This is a genomic window from Ulvibacter sp. 2210JD10-4 (genome assembly GCF_058148525.1).
Window position 1 is genome coordinate 264,227 of the sequence record NZ_JBYVJZ010000004.1, and the last position, 12,372, is coordinate 276,598.

At 36.5% G+C, this 12,372-nt stretch carries 12 protein-coding genes; 6 read left to right on the forward strand and 6 right to left on the reverse strand.

The features are described 5' to 3' along the window. Position 1 precedes the first annotated feature (1 nt). From ACY2RT_RS11320 to ACY2RT_RS11345, 6 genes are all read left to right on the forward strand, one after another. The gene (locus ACY2RT_RS11320) at positions 2-523 is read left to right on the forward strand and encodes a methyltransferase domain-containing protein (RefSeq protein WP_490156023.1); all 522 of its coding nucleotides are present in this window, start codon (positions 2-4) and stop codon (positions 521-523) included. Further along, positions 523-1,371 carry a glycosyltransferase family 2 protein gene (locus ACY2RT_RS11325; protein WP_490156024.1) on the forward strand — a complete coding sequence of 283 codons (849 nt, stop codon included), beginning with the start codon at positions 523-525 and terminating at the stop codon, positions 1,369-1,371. The genes ACY2RT_RS11320 and ACY2RT_RS11325 overlap by 1 nt, the downstream gene beginning before the upstream one ends. A gap of 71 nt (positions 1,372-1,442) precedes the next feature. Then, positions 1,443-2,537: an alkaline phosphatase gene (locus ACY2RT_RS11330; protein ID WP_490156025.1), complete on the forward strand. Its 1,095-nt coding sequence runs from the start codon at positions 1,443-1,445 to the stop codon at positions 2,535-2,537. A 74-nt stretch (positions 2,538-2,611) separates the two neighbouring features. Then, positions 2,612-3,349: an MlaE family ABC transporter permease gene (locus ACY2RT_RS11335; RefSeq protein ID WP_490156026.1), complete on the forward strand. Its 738-nt coding sequence runs from the start codon at positions 2,612-2,614 to the stop codon at positions 3,347-3,349. Next, complete coding sequence (locus tag ACY2RT_RS11340; RefSeq protein ID WP_490156027.1) at positions 3,349-4,113, forward strand: ABC transporter ATP-binding protein; 765 nt, start codon at positions 3,349-3,351, stop codon at positions 4,111-4,113. The genes ACY2RT_RS11335 and ACY2RT_RS11340 overlap by 1 nt, the downstream gene beginning before the upstream one ends. Before the next feature lie 70 nt (positions 4,114-4,183). Continuing rightward, positions 4,184-5,797 carry an FG-GAP-like repeat-containing protein gene (locus ACY2RT_RS11345; protein ID WP_490156028.1) on the forward strand — a complete coding sequence of 538 codons (1,614 nt, stop codon included), beginning with the start codon at positions 4,184-4,186 and terminating at the stop codon, positions 5,795-5,797. A 48-nt stretch (positions 5,798-5,845) separates the two neighbouring features. Here the strand turns inward: ACY2RT_RS11345 and ACY2RT_RS11350 are convergent, their stop codons facing one another. From ACY2RT_RS11350 to pdhA, 6 genes are all read right to left on the reverse strand, one after another. Then, complete coding sequence (locus tag ACY2RT_RS11350) at positions 5,846-7,282, reverse strand: DUF389 domain-containing protein (protein ID WP_490156029.1); 1,437 nt, start codon at positions 7,280-7,282, stop codon at positions 5,846-5,848. Position 7,283: 1 nt separating this feature from the next. Then, positions 7,284-8,363: a mannose-1-phosphate guanylyltransferase gene (locus ACY2RT_RS11355; protein ID WP_490156030.1), complete on the reverse strand. Its 1,080-nt coding sequence runs from the start codon at positions 8,361-8,363 to the stop codon at positions 7,284-7,286. A 4-nt stretch (positions 8,364-8,367) separates the two neighbouring features. Beyond that, positions 8,368-8,964: a SprT-like domain-containing protein gene (locus ACY2RT_RS11360; RefSeq protein ID WP_490156031.1), complete on the reverse strand. Its 597-nt coding sequence runs from the start codon at positions 8,962-8,964 to the stop codon at positions 8,368-8,370. A gap of 3 nt (positions 8,965-8,967) precedes the next feature. After that, complete coding sequence (locus ACY2RT_RS11365; RefSeq protein WP_490156032.1) at positions 8,968-9,648, reverse strand: SDR family oxidoreductase; 681 nt, start codon at positions 9,646-9,648, stop codon at positions 8,968-8,970. 78 nt (positions 9,649-9,726) lie between these two features. Next, positions 9,727-11,343: a pyruvate dehydrogenase complex dihydrolipoamide acetyltransferase gene (locus ACY2RT_RS11370; RefSeq protein ID WP_490156033.1), complete on the reverse strand. Its 1,617-nt coding sequence runs from the start codon at positions 11,341-11,343 to the stop codon at positions 9,727-9,729. A 3-nt stretch (positions 11,344-11,346) separates the two neighbouring features. Next, entirely contained in the window at positions 11,347-12,345 is a 999-nt protein-coding gene (pdhA, locus tag ACY2RT_RS11375) for a pyruvate dehydrogenase (acetyl-transferring) E1 component subunit alpha (RefSeq protein WP_490156034.1), read from the reverse strand. Between the last annotated feature and the right edge of the window lie 27 nt (positions 12,346-12,372).

Consider the following 12,372-nt stretch of genomic DNA (forward strand, 5'->3'; position numbering starts at 1 on the left):
TATGTACGAAGGAAAATTTCCCAAAAAAAGGTACAAGCATACACTCCATTTTTTAAAAGAAGTTACCCCAACAACCCAAACTATTCTTGATTTAGGAGTCGATAATCCTTTTTCTGAAATTATGAAAAAGAACGGTTATGACGTCACTAATACTAAAGGAGAAGATCTGGATCTGGACACCTCGGCAGTACAAACCGATGTATATGATATAGTCACTGCTTTCGAAATCTTTGAACATTTGGTTTCCCCTTTTAATGTTCTTCAGGATATAAAAGCAAAAAAACTGATTGCTTCCGTACCTTTAAAATTATGGTTTGCATCTGCTTATCAAAGTAAAACGGACGAACGTGACCGCCATTACCATGAATTTGAAGACTGGCAATTTGACTGGCTCTTAGAAAAAGCCGGATGGCGTATTAAAAAAAGAAAAAAAATTACCAACCCTGTAAAGAAAATAGGAATTCGCCCTATTTTAAGACGGTTTACTCCACGATACTATATCGTGTATGCAGAAAGAATCTAATGGACTTCTATATCGTTATAGCCGCACACAATGAGGAAGCATATCTGTCTCAAACGCTTCAATCATTAGTGGAGCAAACACTGCTCCCAAAGAAACTTGTTGTTGCAAATGATAGTTCTACCGATGATACACAGAAGATTATTGATACTTTTTGTTCAAAACATGGTTTTATCAGTTCGGTTTCAACTCATATTGAAGCAACTCATGAGCCAGGAAGTAAAGTTATTAATGCATTTTATAAAGGCTTAGAAACATTAGATACTGACTTCGATGTGATTTGTAAGTTTGATGCGGATTTAGTTTTTCCAAAACATTATCTCGAAACAATTCAGCAAATTTTTGAAGCAGATTCCACTTGTGGTATGGCCGGAGGTTTTTGCTATATTGAAAAAAAAGGCAACTGGATACTTGAAAGCTTAACCAATAAGGATCATATACGAGGTGCCCTAAAAGCGTATCGCAGGGAATGCTTTCATCAAATTAACGGCTTGCAAAATTCTATGGGTTGGGATACTGTTGATGAACTTTTAGCACAATATCACGGCTGGAAAATTTGCACCGATGAGACTTTACATGTTAAACATTTAAAGCCAACAGGAGCATCTTACTCAAAAACATCCAAATACAAGCAAGGAGAAGCCTTTTATAAAATGCGTTATGGCTTCCTGTTAAGCAGGATTGCATCGGCAAAACTGGCATTCAAAAAAAGGAGTTTTCCATTTTATGTGCATTGTGTACAAGGGTATAATAATGCTCGACGAAATAATCACCCTTTTATCGTTTCAGAAGAAGAAGGGAAATTCATTAGGAAGCTCCGTTGGAAAAACATTAAAAAGAAAATATTCTAAGAATATGTAATACGTTCTTAACGTTTAAAAAGATCTTTATTGCTATTTTTAAAAATCTTTAAAACTTTTATATGAAACTTAAAATTTCTTTTATACTCTCGATAGCTTTTATTGTAAATAGTGCCTGCTCTTCAGCTCAAGATGCTGGTATATCAAGTAAGGGAACTGAATTCAAAAAACCAAAGAATATTATTTTACTGATCGGTGACGGAATGGGATTAAGTCAGGTCTCGGCCAGTTTATTTTATAATGACAAACCTTCCAATTTTGAGCAATTCCAAACGATTGGTCTCATAAAAACCTCAGCTACAAGTGATTTGATAACCGACTCGGCCGCGAGTGCTACAGCCTATGCTACAGGAGTTAAAACCTATAATGGTGCAATTGGAGTAAACCAGGATACCATCCCTGTTGAAACAATTGTTGAACGTGTCTCTAAAAAAGGGGTTGCAACCGGAGTAATTTCTACTTCTTCTATTGTACATGCTACACCGGCCAGTTTTTATGCACATACAAAATCGAGACGTATGTATGATGAAATTGCTGTTTTTTTACCGGTTTCTGAAATAGATTTTTTTGCAGGAGGCGGGCTAGAGTTCTTCAATAAAAGAAAAGATGGTAAAAACCTGCTACAAGTATTACGACAAAATGGTTTTGAAGTGGTGACCACCAATCTTCCTAAAACAGTTTCAGAAAAAAAACAAGCAATGCTGTTAGCAGGAAATGCCATGCCTACTATGAAAGAAGGCCGTGGTAATTTTTTGCCAGATGCAACAAAACTTGCGTTAGAGTCGCTTTCTAAAAATGAAAAAGGTTTCTTTTTAATGGTAGAAGGCTCCCAAATAGATTGGGGTGGCCATGCAAATGATGCTAATTATTTAATTACCGAACAACTTGATTTTGATACTACTATTGGTGTAGCATTGGATTTTGCAAAACAAAATGGTGAAACGCTGGTGATCGTTACGGCAGACCACGAAACAGGAGGATTTACTTTGGCGGCAGAAAACGGAGATTATAATAAGATCGGTCCCGTTTTTTCTACCAACGGACATTCTGCTACTATGGTACCTGTATTTGCAAATGGTCCAGGAGCTTCTCTATTTGGTGGGATTTATGAAAACACCGCTGTCTATCATAAAATGATGGAGTTGTTTTCTAAATAATATTTAAAGCTCAATAAGAAATATTTAAGAATACAATCAGCTAATTTTGTTACATTAGCATGAGTAATCCAGCTATGAAATACATTAAAGATATTGGTTCTTATTTTTTAATGCTCAAAAAAGTGTTTAGTAGCTTTACTAAAGGCTCTGTTTTAAAAGAATTAATATTCAAAGAAATTGATGATCTAATACTTGGGTCTTTGGGAATTGTTGCTTTTATATCTTTTTTTGTGGGAGGTGTAATTGCTATTCAAACAGCATTGAACTTAGATAATCCGTTAATTCCAAAATCTCTCATTGGATTTGCTACCCGGCAATCGATCGTATTAGAGTTTGCTCCTACTTTTATTTCTATTATTATGGCTGGTAAGGTAGGTTCATTTATCACTTCGAGTATAGGTTCTATGCGTGTAACAGAGCAGATTGATGCCTTAGAAGTCATGGGGATAAATTCACTTAATTATTTAGTTTTTCCGAAAATCATTGCGCTGCTATTCTATCCCTTTGTTATTGCTATTGCCATGTTTTTAGGAATCCTGGGAGGTTGGATTGCCGGAGTATATGGTGGCTTCACTTCTTCTCCGGAATTTATAACAGGCTTACAGGACAGTTTTACACCATTTCATTTAACATATGCATTTATAAAAACATTTGTTTTTGCTTTTATTTTAGCTACAGTTCCCTCATGGCAAGGATATTTTATGAAAGGTGGGGCATTAGAAGTTGGTAAAGCCAGTACAAACTCCTTTGTATGGACCAGTGTCCTTATTATTTTATCTAATTACATAGTAACTCAATTATTGCTAAGCTGATGATTAAAGTTGAAAATGTACATAAAAGCTTTGGCGAAGAGAAAATTTTAGAAGGAATTTCTACTGTTTTTGAAAAAGGGAAAACCAATCTTATTATTGGTCAAAGTGGTAGTGGTAAAACGGTACTGTTAAAATGTCTTTTAGGCCTATTTCAACCTGAAGAAGGACTCATTTTCTATGAAGACAAAGCCATTCAAAATATGAATGAAGAAGAACATCGCACGCTTCGGGAAGAAATTGGAATGCTGTTTCAGGGAGGTGCACTGTTCGATTCAATGACCATTGAAGAAAATGTAATGTTCCCCCTTCGTATGTTCAGCAATAAAAAAAAGAACGAAATGCTGGAACGTGTAAATGAGGTATTGGCACGTGTAAACCTGGAAAATGTAAATACAAAATATCCCGCAGAAATCTCGGGAGGAATGCAAAAAAGAGTATCGATAGCCAGAGCCATAGTAAACAACCCTAAATATCTTTTTTGTGATGAGCCCAATTCAGGTTTAGATCCAAATACAGCTACTGTGATCGATAATTTGATTCAGGAGATTACGCACGAATATAATATTACAACCGTGGTTGTATCTCATGATATGAATTCGGTTATGGAAATTGGTGAAAGTATTGTACTACTTAAAAATGGGAAATTAGTGTGGAAAGGAACCAACGATGATATCTTTAATACCGATAATAAAGACGTAACTAATTTTGTGTATTCTTCTAATTTATTCAAAAAAATCCGGGATATTCAGCTAAAAGAGGGATGATTTTTGACTTTAACTTTATGTAAATCAAATAATTTAACTTATTTTTAGCTCCATTAAAAATTCCAAAACTATGAAAAACAACTTACTACTAGGCATTGTATTACTTTGCAGTGCTTCAATTATGGCACAAGTAACATTTACAAATCAAAGCGGGTTACTTGGAAGTTACGCTGACAATTCAGAGGTCGCAGTAGACATGAATGGAGATTATCTTGATGATTATGTTCGTGTTAGCAGCTCGGGTATAGGTATTGATTACCAAAAACCTGATGGGACCTTTACTTCAGAATTTATATCTATGTCAATTGCCAATACACCTAACTGGAGTATTGCAGCTGCAGACATAGACAAAAACGGATATAACGACCTTGTATTAGGTAATGACTCCCGTGTTTCATTTTTATTTGCCAACGCAGATGGTACTGCCTATACTGAAGATGCACATCCGGAGTATATTTTCTCACAACGATCTACTTTTTCTGATATCGACAATGATGGCGATATAGATGCCTTTGTATGTCATGATGTAGACGAAAGTCATCCTTACAGAAATGATGGTGGGCAGAATATGGTCTTAGACCAAACTTTTTTGGTCACTTTAGACAGGCCGGGGAATTATGCTGCAGTATGGGTAGATTATGACAATGATGGTGACAATGATATGTATTTAACCAAGTGTAGAGGTGGTGCTCTTCCTGGTGACCCTAACCGTGACAATGCTATGTATACCAACAATGGAGATGGTACATTTATTGAAAACGGATTAGATATTAATATGCGTGATAATGCACAGTCTTGGGCTACAGTTTTTGAAGATTTTGATAATGATGGGGACTTTGATGCATTTATTGTAAACCATGATTTCCAAAATCGTTTTATGGAAAATGACGGTACAGGTATGTTTACAGATATTATTGCAACAACAGGTATCAATGCTAATGATTTGGGTGCCTGGGAAAATCAAGCAGCTGATTTCAATAATGATGGGTTCGTTGATATTTTTTCTGAATTATCCAAAGAACTATACATTAATAATGGAGATATGACCTTTACAGGGGTTGACCTTCCTTTTGATGAAGGAGCCATTGGAGATTTTAACAATGATGGATTCCTTGACGTAGTAAATGATGGTAATCTATGGATCAATGATGGAAATGCCAACAACTGGGTGAAAATAGGTTTGGAAGGAGTTGCCAGTAACTTAAACGGAATTGGAGCTCGTATTGAAGCTTATGGAGACTGGGGTATGCAAATTCGCGAAATTCGTTCAGGTCAAGGATTTAGTCACATGAATTCATTGCTGGGGCACTTTGGAATAGGAGCCAGTACAAATATTGACCAAATTATTATTCGCTGGCCATCTGGTACTGTTGATTATCTCAATAATCCAGACATTAATGAAACACATATTATTGTTGAAGGAAGTAATCCTCTGGCAATAACAGATTTTCAAATAAATGGAATCAGCTTATATCCTAATCCAACTACAGACCTTTTAAACTTCTCACTTAGAGGGTTAGAAGGTACTCCTGTAACAATTATAGATCTAAACGGTAAACTTATTTCAAATACAGAAATCTCAACAGAGAATAACATTGACGTTTCTTCTCTTAACGTTGGTGTATACTTTGTACAACTTGAAATTGAAAAACGTAAGGTTAGTTACAAGTTTATAAAAAAATAATAGTATTTATTTCACTTAAAAAAAGGTGCCAAAAATGGCACCTTTTTTTTATGGATATTCTGAAACACTTATCGTGTCTAATTTCATTCTGAATTTAAGCCATGTTTCCAGACGTTCCATTTGCTCTTTTCTTGCTTTTGAAGAGATCCCATTTTTCCATTTTATATTGATTACGGGAAGTGTGTCCGTTCTTGTAAAATTGGTAGTGATTTTACTGGAGTAACTAAAAGTTTCAATGTCTTTATAATTAATTCTTACTTCTTCACTTAATTCTCTAAAAGGAATATTTTTTATTTTAAGATTAGCTATTTCGTTCTCCAAAAATTCAATTCTGGAATTTTTATCCTCTAACAGCTGCTCATTTTTCACATATAGATCTTCCAGAATACCTGCTTTTACCTCACTTGACAATTTTTCGGCCAACTCACCACTTTGATCGGCTCCCTGATAGATTCTAAGATCACAATCTTCAAGCTTTTCGGTAGTTTTAAGCTCGCTAATCCAGGCATTTATTCTTTCTGTTGGCACAGGTCTGCCGATGAGATATATCTCAATATTTCTGGTTTCATAATCCTGTGTGAACTTCACAACCTCAGCACCTTCATATTGCACAACATTTTTTACAAATTCCTTTGTTCTGTTTTCAAAAACTTGTTCATCCAAAAGGTTAATGAATAAATAAACACTTGGCACCATAACAATTAAAGCAATCAATGAGGCAACCTGCGCTATTCTTTTTCTGCGCTTAGAATTTGCATAGCGCACCAATGGAAAACGCAAAAGTTTAGAAACGATAAATGTAGAAAGAGCAATAAAAACCGCATTAATTGAGAACAAATACAAAGCTCCTCCGGCATAATTCAAATTATTGACTGCTAATCCGTATCCTACAGTACATAAAGGAGGCATCAGTGCAGTTGCAATAGCTACACCAAATATTACACTGGCAATAGTCCCGCTCTTGGTCTTAGCCACTATCAAAGCCAAGCCTCCAAAAATAGCAACTAATACATCCAAAATGGTTGGATATGTTCTTGACAGGAGTTCAGGGGTTTCCTCTGTTAGTGGTGATAATTTGAAGTATAGAAAAGCTGTCAATACACTTAGAACCACCATTACGCCCAGATTGATCATGGAGCGTTTTAGGGTTTCCACATCATTAATGGCAACAGATAATCCCACACCCACAATAGGCCCCATTAGTGGTGAAATTAACATCGCCCCTATAACAACTGCCGTACTACTAACATTCAACCCAATAGAGGCTACAAAAATGGAAAATATTAAGATCCAGGCAGTATGCCCCTTAAACGGAATATCTTTTTTAACAGCCTCTATAGTAGCATCACGATCTGTATCCAGGCGGATATCAAGCAGCTCTGATAAGAATTTCTTAATCCCCTGCCAGGTACTTACTTTTACATTTTCAAATTGCTCATCATTAGGAGTAATTTTTATATCGTTATTATTTTCTGAAGTATTCATGCTACGTATAATTTTCGCCAAAAGTGTGCGATATTTCCATTAATAAATCTTTTATTTTTTGCTCCTTTTTTTTTGGAAAAATAAGCAAAACATTTTCTTTATCTACTATAATATAATCATTTACACCATCAATAACTACTAATTTTTCCGAAGCCGTATAGATCATATTGCCTTCCGCATTTTTCAAATGAGGAATAGCTCTTACAACGGCATTCTCTGAAGTTTCGGTTGTCATCTTATCATGTAAAGCTCCCCATGTTCCCAGATCGTTCCAATCAAAAGACGCTTTCTTCACAAAGACATTTGTCGCTTTTTCCATAATTCCATAATCAATAGAAATATTTTCAGCGTTTTCATAATTATCTGCAATGAAATTTTTTTCGTTTTCGGTATTGTAAACCGGATATCCTTCATGAAATAAAGAATACATCAACGGCTTATTTTTTTCAAAAGAAGCTATAATACTTTTAACACTCCATAGAAATATCCCTGCATTCCAAAGAAAATTACCCTCAGCTATAAATTGTTTTGCGGTTTCATAGTTTGGCTTTTCTCTAAACTGTTGTACTTTTCTAATAGGCGAAATATCCTTTTTATCACTTTCAATATAGCCATAACCTGTATTGGGAAAGGTAGGGTGAATTCCTAAAGTCATTAACATATCTTGTTTTTGACAAGCATCAAAACATGTTTGGACATCATTTACAAAAGCCTTTTCATCTTCTATCCAATGATCACTTGGTGCCACCAGCATCAATGCATTAGGGTTTTTCTTTTGGATCTTTAAGGCAGAAAGTAAAATGCAAGGTGCGGTATTTCGCATAGCGGGTTCTAAAACTACTTGCGCTGCATTTATATCAGGCAATTGCTGTAAAGTTAGATCCAGATAACGCTCATTGGTAAGTATTAAAATATTCTCTGAAGGAATTAATTGTGTTAATCTGGAGAACGTTTTTTGTAATAAGGTCTGTCCTGTTCCCAGCATATCATGGAACTGTTTGGGAAATGCTCTAGTGCTCACAGGCCAAAAGCGAGAACCAATCCCTCCTGCCATAACTACTGCATAATAATCTTTGTTCATCAGTTTATTTTAAAAATTCTACTTCGGCATTTGGGTTAAACAGATACATACGTCCGGTTGTTACTTCCAGACACTCATATCGTTTTACCCTTTTATTTCCACGTTTAAAGACCTTTCCATTATACAATCTAAAAAGTCCTCCCTGAGGTATTTCAAATATATAGTTTTTATCGTTCGCAGGATCATATTGCTTTAATGCTAAGGAAAGAGAAGTATCGGTGTCACTTGTTGCTTTTGGATTTTTAAAATGAAGTGCTAATAGCGGCAATAATTGATTAGGGAAAATCTCCGGCCTGATAAAAGGTAACATAAGCTGTTGAAATATATGTTTCCATTCTTTCCCATGAGGTTTTATACTTCGCCCGCATTCGTTAAATGCAACCAAATGAGCTATTTCATGGATCAATGTGATTAAAAACCGATATGGGTTTAAATTAGCATTTACTGTAATTTGATGTTGCCCGTTTGGAAGTTTTCGATAATCACCATGACGAGTAACCCGTTCGCTTACAATCTTTAAATGAACTTTATTGGTCTTTATAAGCTCAAAAACCGGTTGTACAGATGCTTGTGGAATATATTTTTCGAGAATAGCTGTCATTCATTAAGGTGTTGAACTGGAAACCTGTAAAATCTTTCCGTTATAGAATTTATTGCCATTAAGCGAGAAATCCATAATATAATTTGCCATTTCCGAAGCTGTTAGTGGGGCCTGATACCCTGGGAAAGCTTCCTCAAGCATTTCGGTTTGTACTGCTCCCAGAGCCAGCACATTAAATGAAGGCCCTATTTCTTTATATTCTTCAGCTAAAAGCTCTGTAAGTGTTATAACAGCTCCTTTACTACTACTATACGCGCTTAAGCCAGGGAATTTTATACTTCCCTGGATACCGCCCATACTACTTATATTTACCACATGGCCGTCTTTTTTCATAAACGGAAGTACTGCTTGGGTTAGTCCTACTACTCCAAAAACATTTACATCATAGGATCGTTTAAAATCGTCCATAGTGATTTCTGAAAAAGGCTTATTTACCAGTGATCCGGAATTGTTGATCAAAACATCAACATGCATCCAGTTCTCTTTGATGAACTCTGAAACCTTAGATATATTATCAAATTCTGTAATATCACAGGAAAAAGTGGTGCAATTTTGAAGTTGTAATCCTAAGACAGGGCTCTCATTTCTGGAAAGTGCCAATACATTGTGGCCTGCCTCTGTAAACAATTTTACCATTTCGAAGCCAATACCCCGGCTGGTTCCTGTGATAATGATATTTTTCATATTCTAAATATACACAAATCCCACTATTTTCAGGAAAACTGAATATAGCGGGACTATAGATTATAAATTATAACTTCTTTACACAAACATTGTCACCGGATTCTCAATATACTGGCGTAAGGTTTGTAAAAATTGAGCTCCCGTTGCTCCATCCACTGTACGGTGATCACAGGCTAAAGTCACTGTCATTGTATTTCCAATAGCGATAACTCCATTTTTAACAACAGGTTTCTCAATAATTGCTCCTACAGATAAAATTGCAGAGTTTGGAGCATTAATGATAGAAGTGAATTCTTTAATTCCAAACATTCCTAGGTTTGAAACCGTAAAAGTACTTCCTTCCATTTCCTGAGGTGTGATCTTTTTGATGCGGGCTTTTCCAGCCAATTCTTTCACATTTGCACCTATTTGCGAAAAGGTCATTTGATCTGCAAATTTTAATACCGGCACCAACAACCCTTCATCTACCGCTACTGCAACACCAATGTGAATGTGTTTTGCTATTCGGGTCGCTTCACCAGTCCATTGACTATTTACTTGTGGATGTTTGCGTAGTGCCATTGCGCAGGCCTTTACGATCATATCGTTGAAGGATATCTTGACATCCGGGTCTGCATTAATAGCTGTTCGTGCAGCAATAGCATGATCCATATCTAACTCTATGGTTAAATAGTAATGCGGAGCTGTAAACTTGGACTCACTTAAACGTTTCGCAATAGTTTTTCGCATTTGCGAATTTTTGATCTCTTCAAAACTTTCTTCTCCAACCGGAGTATAAGCAGCAGCTACCGCAACAGGTTGATAATTTTCAATATCGCTTTTTACTATACGTCCATTCTCTCCGCTACCACGTACCTGACTTAGGTTAATTCCTTTTTCCACTGCTATTTTTTTGGCCAGAGGTGATGCAAAAATACGTCCTCCATCAGTTGCGATAAAAGGTTGTGAGGAAACTACTGTATTCTTTTCTTCAGCTTTTGAAGTTTCTTTATTAGTTTGGAGAGCAGTTTCAGTTTTCTTTTCCGGAGAAGGCTTTTCAGTTTCCTTTTTTCCAGCTGCATTTTTGAAATTTTCAAATACACTTGAAACATCGGTTCCTTTTGGCCCTATTACAGCAAGTAAAGCATCTACTTTTGCTGTTTCCCCTTCAGCGATACCTATTTTAAGTAGAGTTCCCGAATAGAATGATTCAAACTCCATAGTGGCTTTATCAGTTTCTATTTCGGCCAGAATATCTCCTTCTTCTACTGTGTCGCCTTCTTTCTTTAACCAACTCGCAACAGTTCCCTCCTCCATAGTATCACTAAGGCGAGGCATTGTAATTATAGAAACACCCTCCGGAATCTGTGCAGTATTCTCAGAATTATCTGCAGTGGGTTCTTCTCCTTTTTCTGTTTTGTCCTCTTCTTTTACCTCAGTTTTTTCCTCCCCATTAATCAAACCGGATATATCTTCTCCTTTATCGCCAATTATGGCAAGTAATGTATCTACTTTTGCTGTTTCTCCTTCGGGTATTCCAATATGAAGCAATGTTCCTTCATAAAAAGATTCAAACTCCATAGTGGCCTTATCGGTTTCTATTTCGGCTAGAATATCTCCTTCTTCTACCCTGTCACCAACCTTTTTAAGCCAGGTTGCCACCGTTCCTTCTTCCATGGTGTCGCTCAATCGAGGCATGTTAATTAGTTCTGCCATAGTCTATAGTTTGTGAGGTAAAAACGGATAATCTTCCTGTTCATAAACCGCATCATACATTACATTCTTTTCCGGATATGGAGAATCTTCAGCAAATTTTTCGCACTCAGCTACCAGATCCTTTACTCGTTTATCAATTTTTTTTATTTCGGCTTCAGTAGCCCATTTCTTTTGGTAAATATGATGTAGCACATAGGATATTGGATCTTCCTCCTGTTTCTTTGCAACCTCTTCTTTAGTTCGGTAGTGTTGTGCATCACTCATAGAATGCCCCCGATAACGATAGGTTCGTATTTCTAAAAAGGTTGGGCCATCTCCTCTACGTGCTCTTTCAATAGCCTCGTCCATTTCCTTAGCGACCATTTCGGGTTTCATACCATCAACGGGCCTGCTGGGCATTTCGTAGCCCAATCCCAGTTTCCAGATATCAGTATGATTTGCCGTACGTGCTACTGAAGTTCCCATTGCATATCCATTATTTTCAACACAAAATACAACCGGTAATTTCCAAAGCATTGCCAGGTTAAATGTCTCGTGCAATGATCCTTGACGTGTTGCACCATCTCCCATAAAAGTGAGCGTTACAGAATCTCTTTCATGGTATTTATCGCCAAAAGCAATTCCGGCACCTAAAGGAATTTGACCTCCAACAATACCATGACCGCCATAAAACCGATGCTCTTTAGAGAAAATATGCATAGATCCTCCTAAACCTTGTGATGTTCCGGTAGCCTTTCCATACAATTCTGCCATTACTCGTTTGGGATCCACACCCATTCCTATAGGCTGTACGTGGTTGCGATACGCAGTGATCATTCTGTCCTTGGTAAGGTCCATAGCGTGTAGTGAACCTGCCAGAACAGCTTCCTGGCCATTGTATAAATGAAGAAAACCTCTTACTTTTTGATTGATATATACTTGCGCCAACTTGTCTTCAAACTTGCGCCAAAAGAGCATATTCTCGTACCAATCCAAATATGTTTGCTTTGTAATTCTTTTCATGTACTAATTGTAATAATTCCCATTGGA